Origin of the sequence: Marilutibacter penaei, from assembly GCF_014145395.1 — a bacterium.
GTDB lineage: Bacteria > Pseudomonadota > Gammaproteobacteria > Xanthomonadales > Xanthomonadaceae > Marilutibacter > Marilutibacter penaei.
Map to the genome: position 1 here is coordinate 192310 of NZ_JACHTE010000003.1, position 14048 is coordinate 206357.

General features: G+C 70.2%; 13 protein-coding genes. 5 read left to right on the top strand and 8 right to left on the bottom strand.

Annotated features, from left to right (window positions below; translation table 11 throughout):
* Window positions 1-2 precede the first annotated feature (2 nt).
* Genes H4F99_RS05095 through H4F99_RS05115 form a run of 5 tightly spaced genes read right to left on the bottom strand, consistent with a single transcriptional unit; the run spans window position 3 to window position 5824 of the window.
* Entirely contained in the window at window positions 3-785 is a 783-nt protein-coding gene (locus tag H4F99_RS05095) for a 2,3-dihydro-2,3-dihydroxybenzoate dehydrogenase (protein ID WP_182668650.1), read from the bottom strand.
* Complete coding sequence (locus H4F99_RS05100) at window positions 782-2089, bottom strand: condensation domain-containing protein (protein WP_182668651.1); 1308 nt, start codon at window positions 2087-2089, stop codon at window positions 782-784. Before H4F99_RS05100 ends, H4F99_RS05095 begins: the two co-directional genes overlap by 4 nt.
* Window positions 2086-2964 carry an isochorismatase family protein gene (locus H4F99_RS05105; protein WP_182668652.1) on the bottom strand — a complete coding sequence of 293 codons (879 nt, stop codon included), beginning with the start codon at window positions 2962-2964 and terminating at the stop codon, window positions 2086-2088. The genes H4F99_RS05100 and H4F99_RS05105 overlap by 4 nt, the downstream gene beginning before the upstream one ends.
* Window positions 2961-4598 carry a (2,3-dihydroxybenzoyl)adenylate synthase gene (locus tag H4F99_RS05110; protein ID WP_182668653.1) on the bottom strand — a complete coding sequence of 546 codons (1638 nt, stop codon included), beginning with the start codon at window positions 4596-4598 and terminating at the stop codon, window positions 2961-2963. The genes H4F99_RS05105 and H4F99_RS05110 overlap by 4 nt, the downstream gene beginning before the upstream one ends.
* Window positions 4595-5824, bottom strand: coding sequence for an isochorismate synthase (locus H4F99_RS05115; RefSeq protein WP_182668654.1), 1230 nt, complete (start codon window positions 5822-5824; stop codon window positions 4595-4597). The genes H4F99_RS05110 and H4F99_RS05115 overlap by 4 nt, the downstream gene beginning before the upstream one ends.
* A 417-nt stretch (window positions 5825-6241) precedes the next feature.
* On the opposite strand from H4F99_RS05115, the gene H4F99_RS05120 reads away from it, so the two are divergent.
* On the top strand, window positions 6242-8224 hold the full coding sequence (locus H4F99_RS05120) for a TonB-dependent receptor domain-containing protein (protein WP_182668655.1): 1983 nt from the start codon (window positions 6242-6244) through the stop codon (window positions 8222-8224).
* A gap of 118 nt (window positions 8225-8342) precedes the next feature.
* On the opposite strand, the gene H4F99_RS14355 is transcribed toward H4F99_RS05120, so the two are convergent.
* Entirely contained in the window at window positions 8343-8816 is a 474-nt protein-coding gene (locus H4F99_RS14355) for a hypothetical protein (protein ID WP_220481039.1), read from the bottom strand.
* A 91-nt stretch (window positions 8817-8907) separates the two neighbouring features.
* On the opposite strand from H4F99_RS14355, the gene dusA reads away from it, so the two are divergent.
* The 4 genes from dusA to H4F99_RS05145 all read left to right on the top strand — a co-directional run bounded on the left by dusA (window position 8908) and on the right by H4F99_RS05145 (window position 12958).
* Window positions 8908-9933, top strand: coding sequence for a tRNA dihydrouridine(20/20a) synthase DusA (gene dusA / locus H4F99_RS05130; protein ID WP_182668656.1), 1026 nt, complete (start codon window positions 8908-8910; stop codon window positions 9931-9933).
* Window positions 9934-10213: 280 nt separating this feature from the next.
* The gene (locus H4F99_RS05135) at window positions 10214-10654 is read left to right on the top strand and encodes a PepSY domain-containing protein (RefSeq protein WP_182668657.1); all 441 of its coding nucleotides are present in this window, start codon (window positions 10214-10216) and stop codon (window positions 10652-10654) included.
* A 75-nt stretch (window positions 10655-10729) separates the two neighbouring features.
* A complete protein-coding gene (locus H4F99_RS05140) occupies window positions 10730-11413 on the top strand; it encodes a response regulator transcription factor (protein WP_182668658.1) in 684 nt (227 codons plus the stop codon).
* 150 nt (window positions 11414-11563) lie between these two features.
* Window positions 11564-12958 carry an ATP-binding protein gene (locus H4F99_RS05145; protein WP_182668659.1) on the top strand — a complete coding sequence of 465 codons (1395 nt, stop codon included), beginning with the start codon at window positions 11564-11566 and terminating at the stop codon, window positions 12956-12958.
* A gap of 9 nt (window positions 12959-12967) precedes the next feature.
* On the opposite strand, the gene H4F99_RS05150 is transcribed toward H4F99_RS05145, so the two are convergent.
* Entirely contained in the window at window positions 12968-13708 is a 741-nt protein-coding gene (locus H4F99_RS05150) for a M90 family metallopeptidase (RefSeq protein WP_182668805.1), read from the bottom strand.
* A 21-nt stretch (window positions 13709-13729) separates the two neighbouring features.
* Window positions 13730-14002, bottom strand: a complete 273-nt coding sequence (locus tag H4F99_RS05155; protein ID WP_182668660.1) for a hypothetical protein — start codon at window positions 14000-14002, stop codon at window positions 13730-13732.
* Window positions 14003-14048 lie beyond the last annotated feature (46 nt).

Genomic DNA, 14048 nt, shown 5'->3' on the forward strand with positions numbered 1-14048 from the left:
TTTCATGCGTCCAGCGTGGCACCGCCGTCGACCCGCAGGTCGTGCAGGGTGACGTGGCGGGCGCGGTCGGACAACAGGAAGCAGATGCTTTCCGCGATGTCCTCCGGTTGCGCGATGCGACCCAGCGGAATCCCTAGGCGGTATCGCCCCGGTACCCCTTCCAGGATCGCGCGCCGGTCTTCGGCGGTGTTCGCGAACGCCTGCTGCATGGGCGTGTCGGTCGAGCCGGGTGACACGAGGTTGCAGCGGATCCCGAGCGGGGCGAGCTCCAGCGCCAGGCATCGAAGGTAGGCATGTGCAGCGGCTTTCGATGCCGCATAGGCCGCCATTCCGGTGCGTGGCGTGGTGGCGGCGTTGGATCCCACCACGACGATGCTGCCCTGGCCTGCCTTGACCATGTGCCGCGCCACCGCCTGCGTGGTGGTGAACACCGCGCGCGCATTGAGGTGCATGCACGCATCCCAGTCCTCGACGCCGATGTCCAGCGCGTTGCCGGTGCGCAGGATGCCGGCGACATGCGCCAGGTGGTCGATTCCGCCAAGCTGCGCGGCGATCGCGTCCATGCCGCGTTCGACGGCGTGCGCGTCGCCCAGATCCATCACGACCACGCGCGCCTTGCCGGCGAGCGAATCGGCGAGAGCCTCCATCCCGGCGCGGTCGCGGTCGACCAGGGCGAGCCGCGCGCCGCGCAGCGCGAGCAGGCGCGCGGTGGCGGCGCCGATGCCGCGGGCCGCGCCCGTGACCACCACGCGCCGCCCTTCGAACTCCCGCTCGTGAGGGTTCATGCGGCCCGGCTCCTGCCTTCGGCCAGCCGGCCAACGGGTTGGCCGGGGTCGGCGAGCGCAGCGTCCAGCGTCGCGAGCAGCTGCCGGTGGTGGTCGCGCAGCGCCTTCGCGCCATAGGCGGCGGGGTTGGCTTCCATGTCCACCCGGAGCCCATCGGGCAGCGGCGACACCGTGATGTCCATGTCCTCCACCGAGCCGACCGACACCGAATGCGCTTCCGCGTGGAGGCCGTCGAACCGGAACCCGCGGTCGAACGGCATCAGGTTCAGCACCGGGCCATAGAGCTGGCGATGGCTGCCGGCGAGGCCGGCGTCCTCCCGCATCCATTCGTAGTTGTAGCGTTGGTGCGGGCGCAGCGTCGCGAGGGTGTCGCGGGCCTGACGGGCCAGGGCGTCGAAGCCCGCTTGGGGATCGATGTCGAGACGGAGCGGCACGACGTTCATGCCCATGCAGGGCACCGTGAGGGCCCGGCTTCCCAACCGGTTCATCACCAGCAGGCCGACCGTCACTTCACGAGTGCCGCACTGGCCCTGCATCCATGCGCCGATTCCCGCCAGCAGCCAGGCCCCCCAGTCGACGCCGCAGGCGCGGGCGCCGGCCTGCCAGTGGGTGTACGCCGCCGCAGGCAGGCGATGGCGCTCGGAGCGTGCGGTATCGGAGGGCGGTCGCAGCGGCGCCAGCGTCACGGGCACCCTGGCGTCCTGCAGGCGGGCCTGCCAGAAGCGACGGTCTTGCGTGCATTGCGCGGACCAGCGGTAGGCCTCGGCCTCTTCGATGACCGGCGCGAGGCCGAAGTCGCGCCCGGGCGGAGGCGCGCGCCCGGTCCGATGCGCGCCGTAGAGCTCGGCCACCCGGTGGATCAACAACAGGTAGGCGAAGCCGTCCAGCGCGATGTGATGGGCACGCAGGTACCACAGGTGCCGCTCGGGCCCCAGGCGCAGCAGCGCGGTCGCGAACAGGGGGCCAGTGTCGAGCCGGGCAGGACGGTCGAGGTCGGCCCGCATCCAGGCCGCCGCGGCGCCCCATGGGTCGTCGGCGCCGCTGAAGTCGTGACGCGCCCAGCTGACGGTGCGGGAGGCGTCGAGCCGCTGGCGGACTTCGCCGTCGCGTTCGCGATAGCGCATGTGCAAGGCATCGCAACGGCGCAGCGTGTCGAACACCGACTTGCCCAGTGCGCCGGCATCCAGGGGGCCGCGCAGCTCGATCGCCTCAGCGGTCCAGAATGCCGGGCTGTCCGGGTCCATCCGTTGTCCCGCCCACATGCCGTACTGCGGCGCCGTCAATGGATGCGAAGCCGCGCTCATGGCATGGCCTCGCGGCGGGCTTCCAGCAGGGCCCACCAGTCGGATACCCGCTCGCGTTCGGCAAGGTCGACGAAGCCGATGGCCGCGCCGGCCGCGGACCATCGCTCCACCAGGCTCATCAGGCGGATCGAGTCGAGCCCGAGATGCAGCGGGTTGTCGTCCAGGCCGACCTGCGCGGCGGGAATGCCGATGATGCGGGCCAGTTCGGCGCGCAGGGCGTCGAGGCTGGTCGGCAGCGCCGGGGCGGCGAGCGCATCGATGCAGGCCTGCGACGCCAGCACGACACCGCACCGCTGCGTCACGTAGTCGAGTGCCATGGCATGGTCGGCCGCGCTGAAGTCGGCCAGTGCATCGGCCACCATGAAGGGCTGGATGTCCCGCATGAACGCATCCAGCGCGGTCGCCATGCAGCCGATGTGGGCGTAGACGCCGGTGATGAGCAACTGGTCGCGGCCCCATTGCCGCATGCGGTCGTGCAGGTCGGTCATCGCGAAGGCGCTGTAGCGCCACTTGGTGAGCACGGTGTCGTGCGCGCGCGGGGCGACGCTGCCCGCGATCGCCGCGCGATCCGTCGCGGCGGTGACGCCCGGCCCCCACCATTCCTGTAGCAGGCCCCGCTGGCGAGGGGTCTGCGCGGTGGGCTGCGCGGTGTACACCACCGGCACGCCCGCGCCATCGCAGGCGTCGTGCAACGCGCGGACCCGGTCCAGCATCGGCGCCACGGGGGCGTCGCCGCGATCGTAGAAGTCGAGGAAGTACTCCTGCAGGTCGTGCACCAGCAGCACCGCCCGCGCGGGGTCGGGCTGCCAGTTCACGCGCGACTGCACGGGCAACGACGTGGGGACCGGGTAGGGTGCGATGCGGGGGATGCTCATGGCGTGGTCTCCTGGAAAACGGGTGATGGGAACCGCGCACGCAGCGCGCGCTTGTCGACCTTGCCGACCGCGGTGCGGGGCAGCGCTTCGAGCAGCTCGATGCGCTCGGGCACCTTGTAGGCGGCGATGCCGCGTCCACGCAGGTAGGCCTGGAGTTCGCGTGGCGGCAGTGCATCGCGCAGCACCACGAACGCGCAGGCTTTCTCGCCCAGCCATCGGTCGGGCATGGCGACCAGGGCCGCATCGAACACCGCCGGGTGGGTCATCAGATGGCTTTCGACCTCTTCCGCGGCGATCTTGTCGCCCCCTCGATTGATCTGGTCCTTGGCGCGACCGGCCACCACGAGGTGGCCGGAGGCGAGCCGGCGCACCCGGTCTCCGGTGCGATAGAAGCCGTCGTCGGTGAAGGCATCGCGGTTGTGCGCGTCGGCACGGTAGTAGCCGCGGATGGTGTAGGGGCCGCGTGTCAGCAGGTGGCCCACTTCGCCCTCCGGGACGTCGCGATCGGCATCGTCGACGATGCGGATCTCGTCGTCTTCGCTGATCGGCCGTCCCTGGGTGCTGGCGATCGCTTCGTCGGCGTCGTCCAGGCGGGTGTAGTTGACCAGGCCTTCGGCCATGCCGAACACCTGTTGCAGCCGGGCCTCAAGGCCGTCCATCAGCCGGCGCGCCACGTCGCGGGGAAGGTGGGCCCCGCCGACCTGGAGCAGGGCGAGGCTGGAGAGGTCGGCGTCCAGGCGGGCCTTCGATTCCAGCCATGCCAGCGCCAGCGCGGGCACGAGGGCGGTGGCGGTGATGCGTTCGCGCGCGATCAGGCGGAAGCTCGAGGCAGGATCGGGCTGGCGCGCCATCACCACGCAGCCACCGGCGTGGAAGGTCCCGAACGCACCCGGCGAACTCATCGGGAAGTTGTGCGCGGCGGGCAGCACGCACAGGTAACGGGTGTCGGGGTCGAACCCGCAGATGCGGGCGCTTTCCCGGAGGCTGTAGAGATAGTCGTCGTGCGTGCGGGGAATCAGTTTCGGGGTGCCGGTACTGCCTCCGGACAACTGCAGGAAAGCGACGGCCGTGGCGTCGTCGACGGCCGCGACGTCATCGCCGCGGTCCAGAGCGTCGAATGCGATGCCGCCTTCGGCATCGCCGACCACGATCACGTCACGGAGCTGCGGCAGGCGCGCCTGCAGCCGCCGGAACAGGGCGGCATGTCCGAAGCCGCCTTCGCGTGCGACGGTAATGCAGGCACGGGCGCCCGTGTGTTTGATGAAGTGGCCGATCTCGGCTTCGCGGTGCGCGGGCAGCGCGAACACCGGCAATGCGCCGAGGCGGAACAGGGCGAAGCAGGCCACGTGGAACTCGGCGATGTTCGGCAACTGCAGCACCACCCGGTCGCCGCGACCGATGCCGAGGCGATGGAGGCCGGCCGCCGCGCCCCGGATGCGCGCATCGAACATCGCGTGGCTCCAGCGTCGCTCGCCGCAGACCAGCGCCAGCCGGTCCGGCTGCCGGGCGGCAACCTCCGCCAGGCGCCCATGCAGGGTCTGGCCCCGCCAATAGCCGCGTTCGCGATAGCGGCGTGCGAAGGAATCCGGCCAGGGCGTGAAGTCGCGGCCGGCGGGGGCGGTCCGCGCGTTCATGCCAGGTCCTCCGCCAGGGGCGGCAGGCCGAGTGCCGCCAGCATGGTGCCGAGCTTGGCGCTCGTTTCCGCCAGCTCGGCCCGGGGGCAGGAGCCGGCCACCACGCCCGCGCCGGCATAGAGGGTGGTGCAGTCGGGTTCGACCAGGGCGCAGCGGATCGTTACCGCCCATTCGCCATCGCCGTGGGTGTCGCACCACCCCACCAGCCCCGTAAACAGGTCGCGATCGTAGCCTTCGAGTTCACGGATCAGTGCACGGGCCGCGGGGGTGGGATGGCCGCAGACCGCCGGCGTGGGGTGCAGGGCGAGCGCGAGCCGCAGTGCGCTGGTGGCGGCATCGACCAGTGTTCCCTCCACGCGGGTCGAGAGGTGCCACAGGGTCGGGGTGGCCACCAGCGAGGGCGCGGGGGGGACGTGCAGGGCCTGGCACCAGGGACTCAAGGCGGCCGCGACCGCATCCACCACCAGCGCGTGTTCGTGTCGATCCTTGTCCGACACCAACAGCGCCCGCGCCCGGCGCGCGTCCTCGTCCGGGTCGGCGCTGCGGGGGGTGGAACCGGCCAGCGGGTTGGACACCACCCGGTTGCCGTGCTTGCGCAGCAGCAGTTCCGGGCTGGTGCCGACGAGGTGGCGGCGCCCCTCCCCGGCATCGGCGTCGACCGCGAAGGTATAGCCCGAGGGGTCCCGGGCGAGCAGCGCCGCGACCAGCCCGGCAACCTCGGCGCGGGTACTGAAACGCAGGCAGCGGGACATCACCACCTTTCCCAGCTTGCCGCGGCCGATGCGTTCGAGCGCGCGTGACACGGCCCGCTCGTATCCGGCCGTGGAAGGCTGGGCGTGCACCCGCCGCGGCATGCCGCGCGCCGCCGCTGGCGTGCGGGGCCGGCCGGCATGCCGCGCATGGCCGCTGGCATAGACGGCCTGGCGGGGCAGCCACAGGCGCGCGGGCACGGCGGTGTCGAACGGAACGGCGCCCAACAGGGGGATCCGGTCGTCGCTGGCTTCGGCATGGTGGGCGAGCAGGTACTCGGCGGCGTCGGCGAGGCCGGCGTCCGCAGCGCGCTGCAGCCGCTCGCGGACGCCGCGGCAATGCAGTTGCTGGCGAGGCGACGAGAACAGCGCGTCGCCCTCGCGCCAGGCGTCGAGCAGGCCGGTTTCGTCCAGGCCGTGCACGCCGGACCCCGGCGCGGTGAGGGGTGCGGCGAACGCGAGGGAGGGGTCAGCCATGGGCCACCTCCACGAGGCAGCGAGGCGCGAGCGGGGAGGGGGGCTTGGCCAGTGGCGAGGCGAGCGGACCGCCGTGCGTGGCGGGGCCCACCCGGGGCGGGCAGGAGCGGACGTCCATGGAAATACCTGCTTCGGTCTTCGTGGGGGGAGAGCTGGCAGGCGCGGGGCCGGCTGGCGGATGCGGAGCATCGACGCGAGGGCCGGGACGGGCGTCCTTGCCGTCGTCATCGCCGTCAATCCTGATCGACGGTGATGTAAATAGTAGTGATTCGCATTTGAGTTGCCTAGCGAATCCGGTCACAATGCCGCCGCTGCCGCCCCCGGACCCCCAGGGGCGGCCTTGCATACGCCCCCTGATCCGCCCCCGTGGCCCGGCGTTCTGTCGCCCGTGGCCCCATCGCACAAGGAACACGCACCATGGCGTCCTCCCCCCGTTACCTGTCCTTGACCGGCCTCACCTTCCTGGCGGTCGCGCCCCTGTCCTGGGCCGCCGATGCGCCCGATGCCACCACGCTCGACACCATCGTGGTGGAAGGCGAGCGCGAGCCCGGCAACTTCGACATCGAGGCCGAAGAGGTCCAGTTCACCCAGGCCTCCGACCTGTCAGACCTGCTTTCCAACGAGTCCGGCGTGGCCGTGGGCGGCGGCTCGGCCGTCGCGCAGAAGGTCTATGTCCGCGGCTTCGAAGACACCATGCTGAACGTGACCATCGATGGCGCGCAGCAGCCGGCCGAGCTGTACCACCACCAGACCCGCCTGCAGATCGAACCGGAATTCATCAAGTCGATCGAACTCGATGCCGGTGCCGGTGCCGCGACCGCCGGGCCGGGCGCGCTGACCGGCGCAATGCGCGTTCGCACCAAGGATGCCTTCGACATGCTGCGCCCGGACCAGGATTTCGGTGCCTTCCTCAAGGGCGCGGCGGGCTTCAACGGTGAGAACAACTACAAGGGCGTGGGTTCGCTGTATGGCCGCATCGGTGAGCACCTGGGCCTGCTCGCGAGCTACGTCTACCAGGACGGCGGCGACTATGACGACGGCAACGGCGACCGGGTGTCGCCCACGGCCTACGAGCACAGCCGCGGGCAGGTCAAGCTGACCGGCCTGTTCGACGCCAACAGTTTCGATCTCTCCGTCGAGCGCCTGGACGACAGCGGTACGTACTACGAGCGTCCGCACATGACCAATTTTGCCGGCCGCTTCATCCTGTCCGACCACACGATGACCCGCGACACGGTGTCCTACAACCACCGTTACGACCCCGACGGCGATGCGGTCGACCTGCAGGCCACGGTCTTCTACAACACGTCGGAGTACGAGAACCGGCGCAACACGACCGGCCTGGTCTACGGCCATGGCGAGCAGAGCTCGACCGGCTTCGACCTGCGCAACACCTCGCGCTGGGACAGCCTCGATCTCGTGTATGGCGTCGACCATCGCCGCGACAGCCTCGACGCGACCCAGCAGGCCACGCCGCCCGCCTACTGGGGCAGCACCGAGCAGAGCGCCGATGTTTCCGGCGCGTACGTGCAGGCCGCCTGGCGCTTCGCACCCGCGTGGCTGCTGTCGGCCGGATTGCGTTACGACCACTACAGTCTGGATGTCGACAGCGGCGTCGGTGCCGGGGCCCGCAACTCCGACAGCAAGGTGAGCCCCAACCTGTCACTGGACTGGCAGCTGACCGAACAGTTCAGCCTGCGCGCGGCCTATTCGGAAGCGTTCCGCGGCATCACCATCCGCGAGGCTTTCTTCAGTGCGCTGTATGCGCACCACGGCGATCTCGAGGGCGAGGACGCCGACAACATCGAGCTGGGCTTCGCCTGGGAGAACAACGGCTTCCACGTGCGCGGCACCGTGTTCCGGCAGGACATCGACAACTACATCAATGCGGTGTTCGTCGGTCCGCCGTCGACCGAGTGGGGTTACTGGGCCAACACCGGCACCGCCGAGGTCGACGGTTTCGAGCTTGAAGTGGGGCAGGAGCTGCAGGACTGGAGCTGGGGCCTGGGCGTATGGGAGTCCAACAATGAGTTCGACGACCGTCCCTTGAACGATGCCGACCTGGGCCTGGGCACCATCATCGGCCGTACCTGGACGGGCCGCCTGGACTGGACACCCGACGCCATCTCGCACTACGGCGTCCGCGCCCGCTACGTGGAGTCGGTCGAGAACGAGATCGCCCCGGATGCGCCTTCGAAGGGCTCCTACGCGGTGCTCGACCTGCTCGCCAGCTGGACCCTGCTCGATGGCCGGATGGTGCTGGGCGCGGGGGTGAACAATGCGCTGGACGACTTCTACTACGACCAGGGGACCTACTCGTACCACCCCGGCAGCGGCCTCTACATCGGCTTCCCGGCGCCGGGTCGCGAGTTCGTCACGTCGGTGTCGTACAGGTTCTGAGCCTGCCGTCGCGCGGTGTCCATTCCAGGCGCCGTTCTGTACCGAAAAAAACGCCCTGGCCACCATCGCGGCCAGGGCGTCGTCCCATCCGGCACGGGCTGCCCGTGCCCGCGCTGGGTCATCCGTCGAGCGTACAGACGCCGTGGGCGCGCCCCTTGCCCGTGTACGACACCGAGAGCGTGCCGTCGGTGTTGGTGGTGACGGAGATCGTCACGCCGGACGCTGCATCCGTGGCTTCGTAATAGGACTCGCTGAACGACTTGTACGAGGCCTCGGTGCCATTGACATAGACCGGGCCGCCGTCGTCGGCATGCACCGCGATATCACCCGGGCAGGTCGCGTTGAACAGGGTGATGCGCGCCCCCGGAGCCGCGGGCCCGGACGTGCCGGCCGGTTCCGGCGTGCTGGCGGGCTCCGGAGCCGGGTCGGGCATGGGCTCGGCCGCGGGCTCTGCCGCCAGGGGGAGTGCGGGCGCCGGTTCGGCGGCGGGCGTCGCGGCCTCGGGCGTGGACGGCGCCGGGGTATCCGAAGGCCCACCGCAAGCGGCGACCGTCAGGCACAGCGGCAGGAGCAGACAGGCGGATCTCGTCATCGAAAGATTCGTCGTGGGTGGAGGGGCACTGCGGGGCCGAGCGTACCCCAACGCCGCGGCCGGTGTCCGGCAGCCCCGTACAATGCACGCCATGTCGAGTCCGACCGCCATTGCTCCCGCCCAGCTCCGCCTGTCCGTCGCCCCGATGATGGACTGGACCGACTCGCACTGCCGCGTCTTCCACCGGCTGCTGGCGCCGCATGCGCGCCTGTACAGCGAGATGGTCCATGCGAACGCGGTGATCCATGGGGATCGCGAGCGCCTGCTGGCGATGGATCCGGTCGAGCACCCGGTGGCGCTGCAACTGGGTGGCAGCGAGCCGGCATTGCTCGCCCGCGCCGCGCGGATCGGCGCGGAGTGGGGCTACGACGAGATCAACCTCAATTGCGGGTGCCCCTCCGACCGCGTGCAGGCGGGACGCTTCGGTGCCTGCCTGATGCGCGAACCGGGACTGGTTGCCGACGCGGTCGCGGCGATGGTGGCGGCCTGCGCAGGACGCCCGACGCGGGTGCCGGTTACCGTCAAGTGCCGGCTCGGGGTCGACGACGACCATGACTACGATCGCTTTCGCGCCTTCATCGACACCGTGGCCGACGCCGGCTGCGACATGTTCATCGTCCATGCGCGCAATGCATGGCTGCAGGGCCTCAGCCCGAAGGAGAATCGCGAAGTACCCCCGCTGCGCTACGACTGGGCGTACCGGCTGAAGCGCGAGCGGCCTGACCTGCAGGTGGTCGTCAATGGCGGCATCGCCGACGCCGATGAAGCCACCGCCCACCTCGCGCATGCCGACGGCGCCATGCTGGGGCGCGCGGCCTACCACACGCCTTACCTGCTTCACCGGCTGGACGTCGCCTGGTTCGGTGGCGAGGCGAGGAGCCGTGGCGAGCTGCTGCGCGCGTTGCGGCCATACGTGGAGGCGCAACTGGCGCGCGGCGTGTTCCTCAAGCACATCACCCGACATCTGCTCGGCCTGTTCGCCAACGAACGCGGCGGACGCGCGTTCCGCCAGGTCCTGAGCGAGGGCGCGCACAAGCCTGGCGCGGACTGGTCGTTGGTGGAGCACGCCTTGGCCGTGACCGAGTCCTTCGCCGAGCCGGCGCGCCGGACGGCCTGATCGCTGGGGGCATCCAGGCATCCGCCGGCGGCCTCCCACTGGACCGCTCGCGGCCATCAAGTGGCCTTGGGACCGGAAGATTTGCCAGTCGACTCAGGCACTTGCAATTCACGCCCCGTGCACGCTCCGGCTTGCCAGAAAGCTGAATGCGTGGCTGAATGGGCCCGTCCCAGCCCGGAAAAGTTCAGAGCGGATTCACTGCCTTGTTCAGAGAATGTCCCCACACCGTCTCTCTCGCGGCCAGTCCCCTGCCGGTCGCCGCTGCATTTCCCGGAGTCGCATGACCCGCTTCCCCGTCGCACCGCCCGCCCCGCGCATCGTCGCGCTCAGCCTGCTCGTCGCCTCGCTTGCGATGGTGGGTGGCGCCGCGGCGCAGGGTGCGAGTGACGGACGCGAGCAGCCGCCACGCGATCCCCGCCCCTCGGCGCTGGGCCAGGCGCGGCCGTCAACCGCGGACCCGCGCGCCCAGGGCCACTCCCACCTGCGTGGCGCCGATCGCCGGGCGCTGAGCGAGGCGGTACGTCGTGTCGAGCGCCGCACCGGCGGTCAGGTACTCAGTGCCGAACGCATCCCCTACGACGGCCGCAACGTCAACCGCATCAAGGTGGTGGACGCACGTGGCCGTGTGCGTGTGTACATGGACGATCCGAACTCCTCGCGGCCCTTGCGGTCGCAGCCGGTGCCCCAGCGCGACCGCCGTACACAAGACGACGACGACTGAACGGGCAAGGTTGAGCCTTCGGTCCGCCCGCCGGGCGCGGCCGCCCATCCACGGAGTTCCCCGAACGGAGTTCCCATGCGAATCCTGCTTGTAGAAGACGAAGCGCCCCTGCGCGAAACCCTGGCGGCGCGACTGAAGCGCGAAGGGTACGCGGTCGACGCGGCCCAGGACGGCGAAGAAGGCCTGTACATGGGCCGTGAGGTGCCGTTCGACCTCGGCATCATCGACCTCGGCCTGCCGAAGATGTCCGGCATGGAGCTGATCAAGGCCCTGCGCGACGAAGGCAAGAAATTCCCCGTGCTGATCCTGACCGCGCGCTCGAGCTGGCAGGACAAGGTCGAAGGCCTGAAGCAGGGGGCCGACGACTATCTGGTCAAGCCGTTCCACGTCGAGGAACTGCTGGCGCGCATCAATGCGCTGGTGCGACGCGCCGCCGGCTGGAGCAAGCCCACCCTGGAGTGCGGCGTCGTGACCCTGGACCTCGCGGCCCAGACGGTCAGCGTCGACGGGCAGAACGTCGACCTCACCAGTTACGAGTACAAGGTGCTCGAGTACCTGATGATGCATGCCGGCGAGCTGGTCTCGAAGGCGGACCTCACCGAGCACATCTACCAGCAGGACTTCGACCGGGATTCCAACGTGCTGGAGGTCTTCATCGGCCGTCTGCGCAAGAAGCTCGACCCGGAGGGCACGCTGAAGCCGATCGAGACCGTGCGTGGCCGCGGCTACCGCTTCGCGATCCCGCGCAGCGGGGAGTGACGCCCGCAGCGGCACCTGTCCCGCCCCGCCCCGCCCACGCGCGGGGCGTTGTCGTTTCCCCGGCATGACGGTCGGGCCGTGCGGCCCGCGCGTCGACATGCAAGGATGTCAGGCAACCACCTCCACGGGCGACGGCGTCGCGATGCATCCATGAGCTGGGGCCAGCCACGTTCGTTGCAGGCCAGGCAGTTGCTGGCGGCCAGCCTCGGCCTGCTGGCCTTCCTTGCCTTGGCCGGTTACGCCCTGGACCGCGCGTTCATCGAGACCGCCGAAAGCAACCTGGAGCAGCGCCTCAAGAGTTACGCGCTGGCGTACACCGCGCAGGGCGAGTTCGCCCGCAATGGTGAGTACATCCCGCCCTACGACGCGGTCGACCCGCGTTTCGACCGGCCCGGCAGCGGACTGTACGCCGAGATCGTCATGGAGGAATCGCACTGGGACTCCGCTTCGGCAGTAGGGCCGGAGCTTCCGCCCGGGGTGATGCTGGAGCCGGGTGCGGAGCGCTTCGAGGGGCCGCTGGCGATCACCGAGCTCGATGGCTCGGAAGGCCAGGCCTACCGCTACGGTTACGGCGTCATCCACGATACCGGGGAAACCGAGGACGGGCTGCCGTACACGATCTACATCCTCGAAAACACCACGCCGCTGAGTCGGCAGGTCGCGGTGTTCCGCGGGGCGCTCTGGCGATATCTCGGCGGCGCGGGGCTGATCCTGCTGCTGTTGCAGGGCCTGATCCTGCGCTGGAGCCTGCGGCCGCTGAAGCGCGTGGTGGACGAGCTCAAGCGTGTCCAGCGCGGCCTGCTCTCGCGCATGAGCGGGCGCCATCCGCGCGAACTGGAGCCGCTGGCCGAGAGCATCAACGCCTTCATCGAGAGCGAGCGCGAGAACCTCGACCGCCAGCGCAACACCATGGCCGACCTGGCGCACAGCCTGAAGACGCCGTTGGCCGTCCTGCGCGCGCGCACCACCGAGCACGTGCCCGCCGACGAACTGCGCGAAGAGGTGGAGTTGCAGGTCCAGCGCATGACCGACCTGGTGTCCTATCAGCTCGGCCGCGCGGCGCGCTCGGGCCATGCGCTGTTCGCCGCGCCGGTGGAGGTCGAACCCTATGCCGACCAGATCGTCCGCAGCCTGGAGAAGATCTATGCCGCGAAGGGGGTGTTGTGCGAGTTCGACATCGACGCGGGCATCGCGTTCCATGGCGAACCCGGCGACCTGCAGGAGGTACTCGGGAACCTGCTGGAGAACGCGTTCAAGTGGACCCGTTCGCGGGTGCTGCTGAGCGTCAAGCCGGGTGACGGCACGCCCGGGCGTCGCCCCGGGTTGATGATCGCCGTGGACGACGACGGTCCGGGCATTCCCGAGGACAAGGTCGCGTCGATCCTGCAGCGCGGGGTGCGCGGCGACGAGCGCGTGCAGGGACACGGGATCGGCCTGGCGACCGTGCAGGACGTCGTGCGCAGCTATCGCGGCGACCTGGAGGTGAGCCGGTCGGCGGAGTTGGGCGGCGCGCGTTTCGAAGTCCGGTTCCCGCCTGGTCTCTGAGCGTCGGCCCTACGGGGGTGACGGCGGGCCGTACAGCCGCTGCAGGTGCGCGGCGACGGTGGGCAGCTCGGCCTGCAAGAGCCCGGGGGCACTGAAGTGGTATTCGCTGGCCACGGCGAAGAACTCCTCCGGCGACTCGGACGCGTAGGGATCGATCGCGGATTCGCGGCCGCCGTCGACGGCCTCGCAGAACGCGTCGTAGGCCTGCTGGAAGTCGCGGGCCCATTCGCGCTGCCACGGCCGGGGCAGGGGCGGGGTGCCGTCCATGCTGCCATCCAGCGCATCGAGTTTGTGGGCCATCTCGTGCACGGCCACGCAGAAGCCGGCGGCGGGATCGGCGATCTCGGCCTGGATGTCCGACCACGAGAGGATGAGGGGGCCGGCTTCCCATGATTCGCCGATCAGCGTGGCGTCGGTCACGTGGATCACGCCGGCGGCATCTTCATGGCGTTGCTCGACGCGGAAGGCGTCCGGGTACACGATCACCTGCGACCAGCCCCGCAGCCCTTCGGCGCCGAATTCCAGCAGGGGCAGGCAGCACATGGCCGCGAGCTGCAGGCGCTGGTCGGGGTCGAGTCGAAGTCCGCCGACCGGGGTGATGGTCTTTTCGTGCAGGAACCGGGCAGTCAGCTCCGAGAGGCGCGCATCACGCGTTTCATCCAGCGCGCCGACCCAGGGCACGGCACGACGGACGTCCTGCCACGCCAGGGCGGCAATGGGAGCGGGGCGACCGCGCAGTCGCCGGAGCAGCCCGATCAACCGGCGTGCGCGTCAGCGCACCATGCCGGGGAGGAAGCTGTGCCAGCGGGGCGACTGCAGGCGGCCACCGGGTACGGCATCGCTGTGGACCGTCGGCTTGGCGCGCGTCGCATCGGGCGCGGGCCGGGTGCGCGCGGCACGCGGCGGGGGACTGTCGGCGGACTCGTTCGCGCTGGCCGACTCCGGACAGGCGCCGCTGTTGGGGCCGCTCAGCTTGATCTCGCGCGCCATGACCGGGGCGGTCGCGATGAGGAATCCCAGGGTGAGGAGGCCGATCCTGAACATGACAGGGTCCTTGCGTCTGGCCGGGCGAAGTCCCAGCCATTCCTGA

Bases quoted from the DNA above. Each gene is read 5' to 3' on its own strand.
- H4F99_RS05095 (WP_182668650.1), bottom strand. From the start codon at position 785: ATGAACCCTCACGAGCGGGAGTTCGAAGGGCGGCGCGTGGTGGTCACG.
- H4F99_RS05100 (WP_182668651.1), bottom strand. From the start codon at position 2,089: ATGAGCGCGGCTTCGCATCCATTGACGGCGCCGCAGTACGGCATGTGG.
- H4F99_RS05105 (WP_182668652.1), bottom strand. From the start codon at position 2,964: ATGAGCATCCCCCGCATCGCACCCTACCCGGTCCCCACGTCGTTGCCC.
- H4F99_RS05110 (WP_182668653.1), bottom strand. From the start codon at position 4,598: ATGAACGCGCGGACCGCCCCCGCCGGCCGCGACTTCACGCCCTGGCCG.
- H4F99_RS05115 (WP_182668654.1), bottom strand. From the start codon at position 5,824: ATGGCTGACCCCTCCCTCGCGTTCGCCGCACCCCTCACCGCGCCGGGG.
- H4F99_RS05120 (WP_182668655.1), top strand. From the start codon at position 6,242: ATGGCGTCCTCCCCCCGTTACCTGTCCTTGACCGGCCTCACCTTCCTG.
- H4F99_RS14355 (WP_220481039.1), bottom strand. From the start codon at position 8,816: ATGACGAGATCCGCCTGTCTGCTCCTGCCGCTGTGCCTGACGGTCGCC.
- dusA (WP_182668656.1), top strand. From the start codon at position 8,908: ATGTCGAGTCCGACCGCCATTGCTCCCGCCCAGCTCCGCCTGTCCGTC.
- H4F99_RS05135 (WP_182668657.1), top strand. From the start codon at position 10,214: ATGACCCGCTTCCCCGTCGCACCGCCCGCCCCGCGCATCGTCGCGCTC.
- H4F99_RS05140 (WP_182668658.1), top strand. From the start codon at position 10,730: ATGCGAATCCTGCTTGTAGAAGACGAAGCGCCCCTGCGCGAAACCCTG.
- H4F99_RS05145 (WP_182668659.1), top strand. From the start codon at position 11,564: ATGAGCTGGGGCCAGCCACGTTCGTTGCAGGCCAGGCAGTTGCTGGCG.
- H4F99_RS05155 (WP_182668660.1), bottom strand. From the start codon at position 14,002: ATGTTCAGGATCGGCCTCCTCACCCTGGGATTCCTCATCGCGACCGCC.